This is a genomic window from Rhizobium sp. K102, from assembly GCF_022385315.1.
GTDB lineage: Bacteria > Pseudomonadota > Alphaproteobacteria > Rhizobiales > Rhizobiaceae > Rhizobium > Rhizobium croatiense.
The window spans coordinates 2,995,384-3,010,120 of record NZ_CP092436.1 but is presented as its reverse complement, the minus strand read 5'-3'; the positions used below and the strand labels follow the sequence as shown (position 1 = coordinate 3,010,120).

Genomic DNA, 14,737 nt, shown 5'->3' with positions numbered 1-14,737 from the left:
CGATTGATGTCATGTCCTGAAAATCCTTTGGCAACAGGGGTGAAAAGTTCTGACCCTTCTATTGAGCACGTAATCAACCACTCGCGCCAAACCGAGGAGCATGCATGTCTAACAATAGAGTTGTCGTCATCACCGGAGCATCCTCAGGGATCGGCGAAGCGTCAGCCCGCCTTCTTGCACAAAACGGCTTCCAGGTCTTTGGAGGCGTACGCAATCCGCAACGCGCCAATGCCATTCCCGGCGTGCGTTATGGGACTGTCGATGTGACTGATGACGCCTCGGTCTCCAATTTTGTTGAATGGGTTTTGTCCGAAGCGGGCAAGATCGACATCCTGATCAACAATGCCGGCGTTTCGCTGGTCGGCCCTGTCGAAAACACGTCGCCCTCCGAAGCTCAAGCGGTATTCGATACCAACGTTTTCGGGCCTTTGCGCATGATCCGCGCTGCTTTGCCCTCTATGCGCGCCGCCCGGAGCGGGCTCATCATCAATATCAGTTCGGTCCTGGGCTTCCTGCCTGCACCGTTCATGGGAATATATGCCAGCAGCAAGCATGCACTCGAAGGATTGTCGGAGTCGCTGGACCATGAGATTCGCGAGTTCAACGTACGCGTGGTGCTCCTTGAACCGACCTTCACGAACACCAAGCTCGACGTAAACGCAGCACAAACCGCAGCACCCCTGGGTGCTTACGCAACACAGGCCGATGCGACCATCAAGGCGGTACAGGCCCAGATCAGAACCGCGCCGTCTGCGCTTGCAGTCGCAGAGAAAATCCTGGCCGCAATCAACGGTCCATACCGAATGCGCCAACCGGCCGGAGGGCAAGCAACGCTGCTCAGCCGGCTGCGCAGGTTCATGCCGGCAAGCGCAGTCGACAGCAGTCTGCGAAAGACATTCGGCTTCGGCAAACGAAGCGCCTCCTGAATTTCGCTTAAACTTTCAGACGTCGTCGGTTTCAACGGTATCATCAGCGCTCCCGCGGGGTCGCCGACGTCATCTATCTCTTGAACCAACGCATTTGAGCGCTCGACCTCCGGCAAAGCCATCCCAACTCAGACCTAATCTCCAAAGAATCGGATCGGCTTGTATCGCCGATGCGCGATGATCAGGCTTCTGTCGGGCTGGATGATGTAAGTTTCTTCCACCTGCCGGCCGTACTGGTCGATGAAATCATGCGGAAAGGCCGAACCAGCGGGCGATTTGGTGAGCTTGCTGCGCGGTTGACCATTGTAGGTGATGCTTCCGGGGATGGGTTCGAGGCCCGGTCCGCTGTAGCTGACGGTGCTGCATCCCGCGAGAACGAGTGTGCCGACGAGGCCGATGATTGCTGGTTTCATATCCATCCCTCCGTGAATGACATCACTCTACGCCTTAGCGGAGCGCGCGCACCACACAATGCCCATGCCGCTCTTCAATCCTTCGGGAAGCGTCGCCGGGGACGCCGGAGCAGTCGGCTGCCAGCTATTGAGATTAGGGCGAAAATCCCGCTCTACCAGGCGTGTGGCAACGCATCTATTGCCGAAACCGAAGCCGCCTGCTAGATCGACTTCGTCGAAAAAGGCAGGATCGGTTGAGGTAAGCCCGGTCCCTTCCGTCAGAGCGTCAAAGCGCTCTGACGAAGCTCTGCTCCGTGCCCCAGGGCGCGAGAACCCGCGACGTGATCTGCATGGAAATGCGGGATCCCGGCGGCGTGCGGAGACGGCAAACGGCAGTCCCGGGATTTTTTGAACGGAGACTGTCATGCGCCTGAACCATCTCGATTTTCACGTACCCGATATTGCTGTGACGGCGGATTTCTTCATCCGCCATTTCGGCCTGAAGCTGAAGGATATGCGCGGCAACAACGGCTTGGCGATCCTGGAGGATGACGGCGGCCTCGAGATCGTCTTGAGCCACGCCATCGCCAGGTTCGGCACCGCCGACCAGGTCGAATTGCAGCGCCAGACCTATCATATCGGCTTCATCCTGCCCGAAAGGGTTGATGTCGATGCCGTCCATGCCGGACTTGTTGCCGCCGGCGCTATCCTCTCCGGCCCGCCGGCCGCCATGCGCGGCGGCTGGCTGTTCTATTGCACCGCGCCGGGGCATATCCTCGTCGAGGTTGGTTGGCGGCCGGGTTAAACCCAGGCGAGAGGCGTTTTGCTGCAAAGAGAAAGCTGGGCTCCGGTTCGGGCCGAAGGCTGCCCTCACCCTAACCCTCTCCCCGTAAGACGGGGAGAGGGGACTTGCCCTGCGAGAGGGGTGCGTGGAACAGAGAGCTCGCGTCATGTCCCCTTCGCCCCGCAAGCTGGGAGAAGGTGCCGGCAGGCGGATGAGGGGCAGGCGGCGAACGCTGAGGGTGTTCTTTGCCTCAGAACTCCGTCCAGTCCGCCTCCTGGCTCTTTGACGGCGTGCTGTTGCCGCCGCCGAAGGCGTTGGCGAGTGTCTGGCCGAGGGCGCGGGCCGGCGAGGCGGTCGGGGCCGTGCCTTCCCGGGCGACGCGGATCGCGGGAGCCTTGGCCACCGGGCGCGCCGCGGCGCGCGGTGCCGGGGCGGGCGGCCGTACCGATGCGATCGGTGCGGCGGCGGCGAAGCTGCCGGTGCCGGTCAGCCGGAACTGGCCGAGCAGATTGTTGAGTGCCGTCGCCTCCGTGGCGAGGCTATGGCTCGCGGCGGTCGATTGCTCGACCATCGCCGCATTCTGCTGCGTGCCCTGATCCATGGTGTTGACGGCGGTGTTGATCTCCTGCAACCCGATCGACTGCTCGCGCGAGGCTTCGGCAATCGCGTGGACGTGCTGGTTGATTTCCTGCACTTCGGTGACGATCGCATCGAGCGCCTTGCCGGTCTCGCCGACGAGCGACACACCGGTCTGCACATGCGTGCCAGAATTCGTAATCAGGTCCTTGATTTCCTTGGCCGCCTTGGCGGAGCGCTGCGCGAGCTCGCGCACTTCCTGGGCCACCACCGCAAAACCCTTGCCGGCTTCGCCGGCGCGCGCGGCTTCGACGCCGGCATTCAAGGCCAGCAGATTGGTCTGGAAGGCGATATCGTCGATGACGCCGATGATGTTGCCGATCTCGACCGCGGACTGTTCGATCTGCTGCATCGCGGAGACCGCCTTGCGAACGATCTCGCCGGATTTTTCGGCGCCGAGGCGGGTGCGGGTGACGAGCTGGCTCGCCTCTTCGGCACGTTTGGCGGCGTCGCGCACCGTTGTGGTGATCTCTTCCAGTGCCGCTGCGGTTTCTTCGACCGAGGCCGACTGCTGTTCCGTCCGCCGGGAAAGCTCGTCGGCGGAAGACCGGATCTCGTTGGCGCCGGCGCCGATTGCCCGCGCATTGGCGCCGACCGCCTGCAAGGTCTCGTTGAGCTTTTCGACCGAATGGTTGAAATCCTGGCGCAGCGCATCGAGATGAGCAACAAAGGGCTCGTCGATATGCGAGGCGAGATCGCCGGCGGCAAGGCGGCGCAGGCCGTCGCCGAGGGCTGCGACGGTGCGTTCGAGTTCGGACGCTTCGCGCGCCTTCTGCGCCTCGCGTTCGCGGCGCTCGCCGTCGCTGACGCTGCGCTCTGCCTCGGCGCGAGCTTCGATCTGACGGCGCTCGATGGCGTTGTCGCGGAAGATCGATACGGCTTGCGCCATCTGGCCCACTTCGTCGCTGCGATCGAGACCGCCGACCTCGCTGTCGGTATCGCCCTCGGCAAGCCGTGTCATGCGCAGCCGCAGATGCGTCATCGGGCCTGAAATGCCGGACTCCGCCACAATAATGCCGACGCCGATCGCAGCGAGAACGGCAATGCCGATCAGGATGAGACAGAAGGTGATCCGGCCGTTGACGGAAGCCGAAAGCGCGTCGCCGCCGTCGTTGAGCAGCGCCATCATCGCATCATCGTTGGCAATCATCTTCGGTGCCAGCGCATCGAGCTTGGCGCTGATCAGGGCGACATTTGCCTGCGCGCCGGCGCTGTCCTTGGCTTTGCTCTGTTCGGTGATCTTGCCGGCCAGGGCTTCGATTTCATCGATGCCCGCCTGGATCTCGTCGATCGCCTGTTTGCGGCCGGGGACCAGCGCCAGCGCCGCCTTCATCCGGTCACGGGCCTGCGGCAGCTTGCTCGGTGCGGCGAGCGCCGTCTGGAAGGCCGGCGTATCGGGTTTCAGCTCGGCCAACAGGCTGACCTGCAGCACCGAGGCCACCACCGAAGCGCTGGCGCGTGCGCTCTGCATCGAGGCCAGCGCCTCATGATCGATGAAGGCGCTGTAGGCGGCGTCCGCACGGCGAAACTCGGCGATGACATAGATCAGCCCGGCCATCGTGATCAGCCCCAGGAGCGCCACGACCGATATGATTTTCGTGCGGATTTTCAGATGCTTCAACATGGGAAATGTCACCCGATTGGCCGGGCGTGCCGCACCGGCGCTTCGAAATCAATTGTTACAAACAGAGCGCTGACGCGTGCATCATGCGATCGGCCGGCGGGGTCCGATGACGTCGCCGTAACTAAAGGCACTATTCTTTAATTCCGCCCTAACGCGGGTGTGGAGAATGCCCATAATTTGAAGGACGAGCTTTGCACCGCAAACCAAGAGAGCCTGAGGTGCCCCGCAGGGGCCTCGAAGGACGGGGCGGGCGTTCCGGCGTCGGATACTCGCATATTCCCCACCGGGCGTGACTCTGTTACATCTCTCCACCCCCGCAACGCTTCCCGCTGAACCCGAGACCGGATCACGATGACCGAATCCAAGCTGGCATCCCTGACGCTGAAGGGGCTTTTCGCGTTCGGGCTGTTGCTCGCTTCAAGCCTTGCCGCCACCGCCCAGCAGGCAGCGCCCTCGCTGCCGCTGCTCTTCGATGCGCGAGAGCGTTTGGCGAGACCCGATCTCTCCTCGCTTGTGCGCCTGCGCTTCCTGACGTCGGTCGATTTTCCGCCCTTCAATTTCACCGATCAGAACGGCAAGCTTTCCGGCTTCAACGTCGATCTCGCCCGCGAAATCTGCAGCGAGCTGGAAATATCCGACAAGTGCCAGATTCAGGCGATTCCTTTCGCCGACCTCAAGGATGCGCTTGCCGCCTCGCAGGGCGATGCCGTCATCGCCGGCCTTGCGGTGACCCCCGAGCTGCGCCGGCAGTTCGTCTTCTCCCGGCCCTATCTGATGCTGCCGGCGCGCTTCGTGCGCAATCTCGCAGCACCGGTCGACGGCAAGACGGCCGCCGCCCTTGCCGGCCGGCCGGTCGGTGTCGTCAAGGGCACGGTGCACGAGGCGATGCTGGCCGCATTTTTCCCGGCGCTCAAGGCCCAGACCTTCGACACCAAGGACGCTCTGCTTGCGGCGCTGAAGGAGCGTAAGGTCGACGCCGCCTTCGCCGATGCGCTGCAGCTTTCCTTCTGGGTCTCTTCGCCGGCCTCGGATAAATGCTGCGCGCTGTTCGACGGTCCCTATCTGTCCGAACATTTCCTCGGCGAGGGCATGACGATCATGCAGCGGCAGAAGGACAGCGTGCTGACGTCAGCCATCGATCACGCGCTTGCCACGCTGTCGCGCAACGGCCGTCTGCAGGAAATCTATCTGCGTTATTTTCCCTACGGGCTCTACTGACAGGCGGTCGCCTGAAGAGCTTCAGGCTTATCCGTTGCGGAAGCGGGCAATGGCGCTGCGTTCGATCGCCGCGCAGGTCAGCTTATCGAGGCCGAGACGGTCGCGCAGCAGGCTGAGCAGCCGCAATTCCTCTGCCTTGACCGAAAGGTCGGCGGAAGCCACTTCGACGGCGAGTGCATAGGCCGTGTCGTAGAGTTTTGTTGGCAGCGTGTCGCGCACGGTTTCGAGAACGACGTCGAGGCCTTCGGGCCCTGCCAGCAGCGAGGCGCAGTCGCGCGCAATCGAAATCAGCCGTTCGTCATCGAAATCCTTGAAAACCGGCAGGAATCCGATGAGTTGGCCGATCCTCGTCATCTCCCTGTCGTTCATCGTGCTGTCGACGGCGGAGGCCATCACCATCACGTAGATCAGGGCATCATGGGCGGAAAGCGGCTTGTTCATCTCTGATTCCTTTTTCGGTGAGCGGAGATTAGGAATTGGCGGCCGCCTTTACAAGGGATCGGCAGCATCGCGCCGCCGCGGACATCAGTCATTTGCGGCGCGGGTCGCCACCGTAAATGCCTATCTGCGCCTGCTTCGCCTTCTCGGAGACAGCGTCGAGCGGCGAGTCCGCCTCGGCTTCGGCCCAGCCGTTTTCGGCGAGCCATATGCCGAGATCCTGCGTGCCGAGCCGGCAGGCGGCGGTCGCCATCCCCTTCCATTCCGCCATGTCGAGGTCGCAGGTGAGGCTGCGGCTGCGCAAGAGCTGGCGCAGGGCCGTCTTCGCCATCATGCCGCAGGGCCATTGCCGGCCTGCCGGCCCGCATATCCTGTCGGCCGGTGTCGGGATGATACCGGCAAGCTGAAGCCGGCGCTCGCCAAAGGAAAGCACGCCGGCATTTTCGGCCACCGGCCGCGCCAGCTCGATCGGCTTCTTCGCGGCCGGCCCCGCCGCTTGCCCGCCGGGCGTTTCAGATGGGCGCGCCGGATCAGCCGGCTTGGCCGCCGTGCGTCCCGTCGGGGCGGGGGAGGGAGCGGCCAGTTGCGCCGCGCGAGCGATGATCTCGGCATCTGCGTCCGAGATCGGCGCCGACCGGCCTGCCGTCTCGGGGACGATTTCCGCCGCCGCGCCCGTTTCTGGCGCCTCTGTGGCGGTCGTATCCTCGCCGCCCGTCCCGCTGCGCAGCCTTGCTTCGCCGGCCATCAGCAGGCCGGCCACGACCGCCATTCCTGCGAGTCCAGTGAAGACGGCGGCGGGGCGCATGGAATATCTTCCTATTGGCTGGCCCAGATGATGCGGGCGATCCACTCGACGTCGGATAGATCGAGCGTTCGGTTCGGATGTTCGGGATTCAGCGATATCAGCTCGATCGACCGCGGGCTCTGGCGCAGCAGCACCTTGGCCATCACCTCGCCCTCGCGCGTGCGCACGACGACCCGGTCGTTGCGGCGCACCTGCGCGCCGGGTTCGACGATCAGCACGTCGCCGTCGCGGTAGAGCGGCAGCATGCTCTCGCCCTGCACTTCCAGTGCGTAGACGCCCGATTTCTGCGACGTCGCAGCCGGAAATTCGACCACGTCCCAGCCTTGCCCGGCCGGAAAGCCGCCATCGTCGAAGAAGCCGCCGGCGCCGGCCTGCGCGAAGCCGAGCAGCGGAATGGCGCCGCCGTGCGGCGGCTTGGCGCGCTCGCCCGCCAGTACTGCGGAAGAATTGGCGCCCGGTCGCATGAAGGCCATAAACTGCTCCATGCTCGCCCCTGTCGCATCGAGCACCTTGGAGATCGATTCGGTCGAGGGCCAGCGCAGCCGCCCGTCGGCCGAAAGCCGTTTCGATTTGTTGAAGGAGGTTGGATCGAGCCCGGCGCGGCGCGCAAGACCGGATGGCGTCAGGTCGTGCCGCTCGGCAAGCCTGTCGATCGCCTCCCAGATCTGCTCGTGTGACAGCATATGCGCCCGATTCCGTGCAGCCTATCCGGGGCCGCGCTCCAGCCGGCCGGAAGTGTAACCGAGCGGGCGGCGCGCGTAAAGGTAAAGGAGGAATAAAATCCTTTTATCGGCGGTTTCGGCCGCCCTCAGGCGACCATCGCCATGTTGATCTTGCCGAGCTGGATGACGGCCTGCGTGCGGCTGTCGACATCGAGTTTCAAGAGGATCGCCGAGACATGCGCCTTGATCGTCGCCTCGGAGACGCCGAGTTCATAGGCGATCTGCTTGTTCAGCAGGCCTTCGGCGAGCATGGTCAGCACCCGGCTTTGCTGCGGCGTCAGCGTATGCAGGCGGTGGATCAGGTCGGCAACGTCGGGGTCCTGCTCCTGGCCGTCGCGATAGCTTTCCGGTGTGGCGATATCGCCGGCAAGCACCGTCTGGATGCTGCGGCGAATGTCTTCGATACCGGAGGATTTCGAAATGAAGCCGGAGGCGCCGAGTTCCAGCGCCCGGCGGATCGTCGTTGCGTCGTCGGTCGCCGAGACGATGATGATCGGCAGGCTGGCGAATTCGGCGCGCAAGGCCATCAGGCCGGAAAAGCCGCTGACGCCGGGCATGGCGAGGTCGAGCAGCATCAGATCGGCGTCCGGATGGGCGCCGGCTGCGGTCCGCGCGGCGGCGAAATCGCCGGCTTCGACGATCGACTGGCGACCTTCCATGCCGATGACGGCCTGGCGCAACGCATCGCGGAAAAGCGGATGGTCGTCGGCAATGATGATGGTCTGTTCCTGCATCGAAAACTCCCTCCCAAGAGTCCGATCATGCTGCATGCGACGCCGTCCCCACTGCGCTCCATGCATGGCTGCTGAAATGACTATATCAGATCAGGTCTTCTGCGGAAGGGGATTGGCCTTTTCCTCGGCCTGGAACTCCTTCACCATCCCCATGAAACTCTTCATCATCTTCTGCATGATGCTGATCGAGCGGTCGATCTCGGCGTCGCTCGGCAGCGCCCGCTGGACGAGGCCTTCCTGTTCCAGCTTGGTCACCCGCTCCGCAAGCCGGTCGAGTTCGTCCTCGTAGGCCGCCCGCTCGTCGGCGGCCATGCGGCAGACGAGAGCGCCGTCCTTGTCCTGGCAGATCGACATGGCGCCGGACTGGCGGTCGAGCCGGACGAAATGATCGCCGCTTTTTTCCAACTGGAACCGGCCCGCATCGGCCTCGGCCGCGACAGCTGCCAGCGGCAGGAGTACAGCGCCAAGTGTGAGAACCAAAATCTTCATCGTCTCATCCTCCGGATTTGCCTGTGCGGGTCCTGTTTTTAAGCGCCGGGGCGTGGACATTGCCGCCTCTTTCCGGCAAAGCGCTGGTGATCGAGGACCAGCAATCGCGAGGCCATGATGACCCTGACACCGACCCTTTACAAGATCGTGACGGAACCGCTCTGGCAGCAAGCCAGACAAAGCGGTGTTTTTCATGGCGCCGGCATCGATCTCAAGGACGGCTTTATCCATTTTTCGACTGCTGACCAGGTTAAGCAGACCGCTGCCCTGCATTTTGCCGGCCAGTCCGGCCTGATGCTGGTTGCCGTCGATGGCGGCGGCCTCGGTGACAAGCTGATCTTCGAACCCTCGCGCGGCGGCGATCTGTTCCCGCATCTCTATGCCGATCTGCCGCTTGCGGCCGTGCTGTGGGAGGTGCGACTGCCGCTCGACGAGGCGGGCGTCCATATCTTCCCGGAGCTGCAGCCATGATCGATCCCTTCAAGCGTCTCGCCCGCAAGGGTCTGTTCCTGTTCGATCCGGAAACGGCGCACGGTATGTCGATCGCGGCTTTGAAATCCGGCCTCGTGCCCGCCTGCCAGATCACTCCCGATCCGCGCCTTCGCCAGACCGTCGCCGGCCTCACCTTCGAAAACCCGCTCGGCATGGCGGCGGGCTACGACAAGAATGCCGAGGTGCCAGAGGCGCTGCTGAGGCTCGGCTTCGGCTTTACCGAGATCGGCACGGTGACGCCGAAGCCGCAAGCCGGCAATCCGCGTCCGCGCATCTTCCGCCTGGTCGAGGATGAAGCCGTCATCAATCGCCTCGGTTTCAACAATGAAGGCCATGAGGCTGCTTTCGATCGGCTCTCGGCGCTGACGGGCAAAGGCATCGTCGGCGTCAATATCGGCGCCAACAAGGACAGCGAGGACCGCATCACCGATTATGTCGCCGGCATCCGCTGTTTCTATTCCGTCGCGCGCTATTTCACCGCCAACATCTCCTCACCGAATACGCCCGGCCTGCGAGACCTGCAGGCGCGCGAAAGCCTTGCGGCGCTGCTGTCGGCCGTGCTGGCGGCGCGCGATGAGATGGCTGAGAGATCCGGCCGCAAGATCCCGGTCTTTCTGAAGATCGCCCCCGATCTGACCGAGGAAGGCATGGACGATATTGCCGCCGAAGCGCTTGCGCATCCGCTGGATGGGCTGATCGTCTCCAACACCACGCTGTCGCGCGAGGGCCTGAAAGATCAGCGCCAGGCCAAGGAGACGGGCGGCCTCTCCGGCGTGCCGCTGTTCGAAAAGTCGACCGCCGTGCTTGCCAGGATGCGCAAGCGCGTCGGCGCCGCGCTGACGATCATCGGCGTCGGCGGCGTCTCATCGGCCGAGACCGCGCTGGAGAAGATCAGGGCGGGCGCCGATCTCGTCCAGCTCTATTCCTGCATGGTCTATGAAGGCCCCGGCCTGCCGGGCGATATCGTCCGCGGCCTCTCGGCGCTGCTCGACCGGGAAAAGGCCGGCTCGATCCGCGAGCTGCGCGACAGCAGGCTCGATTACTGGGCGGCGCGGAAGGTCTGATCGGCCCGCGGCCTGACCAGCATCGCCAGGAAAAAGCCGCGGAACAGCAGGAAGGCGTTCATCGCCAGCCACAGGCCGTGATTGCCGAAGAGCGGCACGAAGACCGCGAGCATGGCGAGGTAACCGGCAAAGGACAGCAGCATCCGGTTGCGCATGTCGGCCGACCATGTCGCGCCGATGAAGACCCCGTCCATCAGGAAGGCGAGCGCGCCGGTGAGCCCGGTCACCGCCGCCCAGGGCAGATAGGTCGCCGCCGCCTGCCGCACCTCGGGCGAGGTCGTCAGCACCGAGATCAGCCAGGGCCCGGCGAGCAGGAAGAAGGCGGAGACGATCGCCGCCAGGCCGAAGGACCAGAAGGTGGTGAGCTTCAGCCCGCGGTCGAAGGCCGGCCGGTAACGCGCGCCGATCGCCCGGCCGGTGATCTGCTCGGCTGCATTGGCAAGCCCGTCGAGATAATAGCCCGACAGCAGGAAGAAATTCATCAGCACGGCATTGGCGGCAAGCGTCACCGCGCCGAAGCCGGTGCCGATCCGCGTCATGATCGTGAAGGCGCCGATCAGCACGAAGGTGCGGATCAGGATGTCGCGGTTCAGCGCGAAAAGCTCGGCCAGCCGGTGGCGGGAAAAGACCTCGGACCATGCCGGCCGCTCTGATTTGGCAAAGCCGCCGAGCACGATGAACAGCCCGGCGAGCGCGCCGGCCACCTCGCCGGCCAACGTTCCCCAGGCGACACCGGCCACGCCCCAGCCGAGCGACAGGCCGAGATAGATCGACAGCAGGATATTGATGCCGTTGATCAGCGCCTGCAGCAGCAGCCCAACACCGCCCTGTCCGCGCCCGAGCACGAAGCCGAGGATGGCGTAATTGGCGAGTGCGGCCGGCGCTGCCAGGATGCGAATCGAGAAATAGGTGGCGGTCGCCTCGGCGATCGCGCCTTCCGCGCCCATCAACCGCAATCCCGCCGCTTTCAGCAGCGGCGAAAGACAGAGCAGCGCCAGCCCGCAGCCGAGCGCCGAGATCAGCGCCCTCGAGAAGACCGCCTGCTGTTCGTGCCGGTCTCGCCGGCCATAGGCCTGCGCCGTCAGGCCCGTCGTCGATGCCCGCAGGAAATTGAAACTGCCCAGGATGAGATCGAAGAGCATTGCACCGATCGCCAGCCCCGCCAGCGCTTCCGGATCGCCCATATGGCCGACGACGGCCGTGCTCGTCAGCCCGAGCATCGGCGTCGTCAGGAAGCCGAGCGTCATCGGAATGGCGATCGAGAGCACCAGCCGGTGCGTGACCTCGAAGGCAAGGGAATGACTGCTGCTGCGCGTATCCATGCTTGCCCCATGTCGAGGCCGAATCGCCTCAGCTTGACAGCACCATCGCCCAATAGGGCAGGTTCCTGGAAGATGAATTGTGGGCGACGGCGACGCCGAGGCCGCCATAGCGCCCCAGCATGTTTTCCAGATGATGCGGCGAGTTGATCCAGGCGGTCACTACTGCATCGACGCTCTGCTGGCCGGAAGCGATATTCTCCGCCGCCGGCAGCTGCACGCCGCTCGCCTTGACGCGGGCGCCGAAGCTGTCGGTCATGCCGATCAGATGCGCCATCTTGCCGGCGCTTGCCATGCGTTTGGCCTGGAAGAGGGCGGCCGTCTGCGCCGCCGGGTCGGGGCTAAGCGCCGGCAGCCCGTTTTTGGCCCGCAGCTGGTTGACGAGCGGCAATACGCTTGCCGTCTCGTCCTCGCCGTTGGACGGGGTGCCGGCAAGGCGCGGCGTGGTGGTGCAGCCGGCGATGCCAGCGGCGAACGCGAGTCCAGAAAGACGCAGCAGGCCGCGGCGCGAAAGATCGATGGAGGTCATGTTACCGGTGATAGCTGAAAAGCCGAAGGATGAGGAATAGCGGAATGACGATCGTCGCCCCGAGGAGGAGATAATCGCCGACCTGCCCGAGCGCTGAAAAACCCCGATGCCAGATTTCCAGGATGAAGTCGCGGAACCCATAGATGATGTTCCACGGCGTCAGGCCGAAGACGGTCATGACAAATCCGACGATCAGCGACACGACGATGAGTTTTATCAATGTGCGGCCGAGCGAATCGCCGAGGAACCTGTTCACCTGATCGGACATGCACCATCTCCTGTTTGTCCTTGGAATAAGGTCGCGGTGCGCCGCCCGCAAGCCCTTTCCGGGATTGGCCGCTTCGCCTGTGAAATAGGACTTGAGTTTTTTTGTGGCCGCCGCCAGATGCGGGCCAGTGCAAGACCGTGCAGCGCAACGGCATGCCTAAAATAAAGAGCCGATGATGCAGCCCCACCAGCTTTCCTCAGGCGATGTCATCGCCGACCGCCGCGCCGACTATGCCCGGATGCTCGAAGAGGGCGGCGAGCCGGAGGCGGCGGCCGAGCTGATGGAGCAGGCGCTCGAACTCGCACCGGCATGGGCGGCCGGCTGGTATCGCCTCGCCACCTATCGCGAAAAGGCGGGCAGGGCGGAAGCCGCGATCGAGGCCTATCGCAGCACGCTTGCCCTCGATCCCGAAGATGTTTTCGGTTCGGCCCTGAAGCTCGCCCTTCTCGGCGACGGCGCCACACCCGACCGGCCGCCGAGCCGCTACATAGAGCGCCTGTTCGACGATTATGCCGAGCGTTTCGAAACCTCGCTCGTCGAAAAACTCGATTACACTGTCCCGCAGAAGCTCGCAGCCCTCGTTTCTGCCACCGGCAGGCATTACGCATGCGCCGTCGATCTCGGCTGCGGCACCGGCCTGCTCGGCCCCGAAATCCATGGCCGCGTCGGCCGCCTCGAAGGTTTCGACCTCTCGCAGAACATGCTGGCCAAGGCGGCCGAGAAGGAGGTCTACGATCACCTCGCCCAGGCCGACCTGTCGCTTGCGCCCGATCTTTCCGGCCTCTTTGCCGATGGGCCACGCGGCCGCGCCGACCTGGTGACCGCAGCCGACGTGCTGATGTATCTCGGCAATCTCGAAAGCGTCTTTGCCATCATCGACGATCTCGCCGCCGCCGGCGCCGATCTCGCCTTTTCCGTCGAGGATGCGGGGGATAGCGACGGCTTCCATCTCGCGCCGTCGCTGCGTTATGCCCATTCGGAAGCCTATGTGAGCATGCTGCTTTCCCGACACGGCTTCGAAATCCTCGAAATCGCCAAGACCGTCATTCGCAAAGATGGCGGCAAACCGGTTGCCGGCATTCTGTTCCTTACGCGCAAGCCGGTCTGAGCGAATATTTCTTGCGATTTTTTAATAGGACAGCATTGCTTACCTATTTCGCTTGATTGGACGCCGGAAAGCCTGATATTGCAAGGGTATCCGAAGAGCGCGCGGCGATCAGACGCCGAGCGCTCGGCTCATTTCACAATCAAAAATCCACCGCGTCCGGATTTCTCCGGATGTGCTCCCGAACACGTCTGCTGTTGGAGACTGGCGACATGACTCAGCTCATCAATGCCCTCGGCGTCTGGAATACAAGCGCGACGCGTCACTCTCCGATCGAAGACGTGCAGGGCATATTCTCCGGCAGTCTTGTCGCCGCGCTCGGCCTTTACGTGCTTGCCAGCGCCGGCCTTCTCACCGGCAGTACGGCCGGCGTCGCCTTCCTTCTGCATTACGCTTTCGGCGTCAATTTCGGCCTCGCCTTCTTCCTGCTCAACCTGCCGTTCTTCTATCTGTCGTGGAAGCGTCTCGGCATGGCCTTTACGGTCAAGACCTTCATCGCCATCGGCCTGACCTCGGTGATGTCAGATCAACAGTCGCGTCTCTTTTCCATTTCGAGCATCCATCCGGCCTGGGCGGCCCTTCTCGGCGGCCTGCTGCTCGGCTTCGGCGCGCTGGCGCTTTATCGCCACCGCGCCAGCCTCGGCGGCGTCGGCATTCTCGGGGTCTATCTCCAGGAGCGTTTCGGCATCCGCGCCGGCCTCGTCCAGCTTGGCATCGACTTGTGCGTGCTGGCCGCCGCCTTCTTTGTCACCACGCCGCCGGTGGTCTTCTATTCTGTCCTCGGCGCCCTCGTCCTCAACCTCTTCGTCGCCATCAACCACCGCGCCGACCGCTACATCGCCCTCTGACATTACAAATCCGTAACCCATTCTGAACAAAACGTAACTTGCCTGCGACTGGTCGCGGCGCGACATTTCCCCCGCGCCGGATTTGATGAGGTGAGTTATGTCAGATTTGGAAAAACTTGTGAGACGCCGCATGCAGGAAGAATACGCCAAGGGCGCTTCCGCCGAGGAAATCGCGAAAGTCGTTCGCGATCTGCTCAACAGCATCGACCTCTCGGGCGATGGGTTTGACGCCGTTGCCGCAAGAGCCGCCAGGGCTCACGAGTGATCACAAATTCGGCCGACCCGGAGTTTCGGGTCGGTCGCCGGCAATCCGCCGTAACTCCTCTCTCCACGAAAAGTCATGC

At 63.6% G+C, this 14,737-nt stretch carries 18 protein-coding genes; 8 read left to right on the top strand and 10 right to left on the bottom strand.

What is annotated here, in order from left to right:
- The first annotated feature begins 104 nt into the window (after window positions 1-104).
- Window positions 105-926 (top strand): oxidoreductase, encoded by an 822-nt coding sequence (locus tag MHI61_RS20850; protein ID WP_222144780.1) that lies wholly within the window; start codon window positions 105-107, stop codon window positions 924-926.
- A 134-nt stretch (window positions 927-1,060) separates the two neighbouring features.
- Here MHI61_RS20850 and MHI61_RS20845 read toward each other — a convergent pair whose 3' ends face one another.
- The gene (locus tag MHI61_RS20845; protein WP_097582371.1) at window positions 1,061-1,339 is read right to left on the bottom strand and encodes a hypothetical protein; all 279 of its coding nucleotides are present in this window, start codon (window positions 1,337-1,339) and stop codon (window positions 1,061-1,063) included.
- Window positions 1,340-1,742: 403 nt separating this feature from the next.
- Between MHI61_RS20845 and MHI61_RS20840 the strand changes: the two genes are divergently transcribed.
- Window positions 1,743-2,123, top strand: coding sequence for a VOC family protein (locus MHI61_RS20840; RefSeq protein WP_239790342.1), 381 nt, complete (start codon window positions 1,743-1,745; stop codon window positions 2,121-2,123).
- A gap of 229 nt (window positions 2,124-2,352) precedes the next feature.
- Here the strand turns inward: MHI61_RS20840 and MHI61_RS20835 are convergent, their stop codons facing one another.
- Window positions 2,353-4,362: a methyl-accepting chemotaxis protein gene (locus tag MHI61_RS20835; RefSeq protein ID WP_239790341.1), complete on the bottom strand. Its 2,010-nt coding sequence runs from the start codon at window positions 4,360-4,362 to the stop codon at window positions 2,353-2,355.
- A gap of 351 nt (window positions 4,363-4,713) precedes the next feature.
- Here MHI61_RS20835 and MHI61_RS20830 point away from each other — a divergent pair, with 351 nt between their 5' ends.
- Window positions 4,714-5,580: a transporter substrate-binding domain-containing protein gene (locus MHI61_RS20830; RefSeq protein WP_239790340.1), complete on the top strand. Its 867-nt coding sequence runs from the start codon at window positions 4,714-4,716 to the stop codon at window positions 5,578-5,580.
- Between the two features lie 27 nt (window positions 5,581-5,607).
- Here MHI61_RS20830 and MHI61_RS20825 read toward each other — a convergent pair whose 3' ends face one another.
- The 5 genes from MHI61_RS20825 to MHI61_RS20805 form a co-directional block, all read right to left on the bottom strand.
- The gene (locus tag MHI61_RS20825) at window positions 5,608-6,021 is read right to left on the bottom strand and encodes a tellurite resistance TerB family protein (protein ID WP_097582376.1); all 414 of its coding nucleotides are present in this window, start codon (window positions 6,019-6,021) and stop codon (window positions 5,608-5,610) included.
- A gap of 88 nt (window positions 6,022-6,109) precedes the next feature.
- On the bottom strand, window positions 6,110-6,823 hold the full coding sequence (locus MHI61_RS20820; protein WP_239790339.1) for a thermonuclease family protein: 714 nt from the start codon (window positions 6,821-6,823) through the stop codon (window positions 6,110-6,112).
- An 11-nt stretch (window positions 6,824-6,834) separates the two neighbouring features.
- Complete coding sequence (locus MHI61_RS20815; protein ID WP_239790338.1) at window positions 6,835-7,506, bottom strand: helix-turn-helix transcriptional regulator; 672 nt, start codon at window positions 7,504-7,506, stop codon at window positions 6,835-6,837.
- Between the two features lie 125 nt (window positions 7,507-7,631).
- Window positions 7,632-8,279, bottom strand: coding sequence for a response regulator transcription factor (locus MHI61_RS20810; protein ID WP_222144776.1), 648 nt, complete (start codon window positions 8,277-8,279; stop codon window positions 7,632-7,634).
- 90 nt (window positions 8,280-8,369) lie between these two features.
- Complete coding sequence (locus tag MHI61_RS20805) at window positions 8,370-8,768, bottom strand: hypothetical protein (protein WP_239790337.1); 399 nt, start codon at window positions 8,766-8,768, stop codon at window positions 8,370-8,372.
- A 117-nt stretch (window positions 8,769-8,885) separates the two neighbouring features.
- Here MHI61_RS20805 and MHI61_RS20800 point away from each other — a divergent pair, with 117 nt between their 5' ends.
- Together MHI61_RS20800 and MHI61_RS20795 are read left to right on the top strand one after the other, a co-directional pair.
- Window positions 8,886-9,239: a DUF952 domain-containing protein gene (locus MHI61_RS20800; protein WP_239790336.1), complete on the top strand. Its 354-nt coding sequence runs from the start codon at window positions 8,886-8,888 to the stop codon at window positions 9,237-9,239.
- A complete protein-coding gene (locus tag MHI61_RS20795; protein ID WP_239790335.1) occupies window positions 9,236-10,324 on the top strand; it encodes a quinone-dependent dihydroorotate dehydrogenase in 1,089 nt (362 codons plus the stop codon). The genes MHI61_RS20800 and MHI61_RS20795 overlap by 4 nt, the downstream gene beginning before the upstream one ends.
- Here MHI61_RS20795 and MHI61_RS20790 read toward each other — a convergent pair.
- The 3 genes from MHI61_RS20790 to MHI61_RS20780 are packed head-to-tail and all read right to left on the bottom strand — an operon-like array spanning window position 10,300 to window position 12,440.
- Window positions 10,300-11,646 carry an MATE family efflux transporter gene (locus tag MHI61_RS20790; protein WP_239790334.1) on the bottom strand — a complete coding sequence of 449 codons (1,347 nt, stop codon included), beginning with the start codon at window positions 11,644-11,646 and terminating at the stop codon, window positions 10,300-10,302. The genes MHI61_RS20795 and MHI61_RS20790 overlap by 25 nt on opposite strands.
- 28 nt (window positions 11,647-11,674) lie before the next feature.
- On the bottom strand, window positions 11,675-12,172 hold the full coding sequence (locus MHI61_RS20785) for a CAP domain-containing protein (RefSeq protein ID WP_097667925.1): 498 nt from the start codon (window positions 12,170-12,172) through the stop codon (window positions 11,675-11,677).
- A 1-nt stretch (window position 12,173) separates the two neighbouring features.
- A complete protein-coding gene (locus MHI61_RS20780) occupies window positions 12,174-12,440 on the bottom strand; it encodes a DUF6460 domain-containing protein (protein WP_239790333.1) in 267 nt (88 codons plus the stop codon).
- 175 nt (window positions 12,441-12,615) lie between these two features.
- Between MHI61_RS20780 and MHI61_RS20775 the strand changes: the two genes are divergently transcribed.
- The 3 genes from MHI61_RS20775 to MHI61_RS32665 all read left to right on the top strand — a co-directional run bounded on the left by MHI61_RS20775 (window position 12,616) and on the right by MHI61_RS32665 (window position 14,658).
- A complete protein-coding gene (locus MHI61_RS20775) occupies window positions 12,616-13,548 on the top strand; it encodes a methyltransferase (protein ID WP_239790332.1) in 933 nt (310 codons plus the stop codon).
- 209 nt (window positions 13,549-13,757) lie between these two features.
- Window positions 13,758-14,393 carry a YitT family protein gene (locus tag MHI61_RS20770; protein ID WP_239790331.1) on the top strand — a complete coding sequence of 212 codons (636 nt, stop codon included), beginning with the start codon at window positions 13,758-13,760 and terminating at the stop codon, window positions 14,391-14,393.
- Between the two features lie 130 nt (window positions 14,394-14,523).
- On the top strand, window positions 14,524-14,658 hold the full coding sequence (locus MHI61_RS32665; protein WP_275593076.1) for a hypothetical protein: 135 nt from the start codon (window positions 14,524-14,526) through the stop codon (window positions 14,656-14,658).
- The last annotated feature ends 79 nt before the right edge of the window (window positions 14,659-14,737 follow it).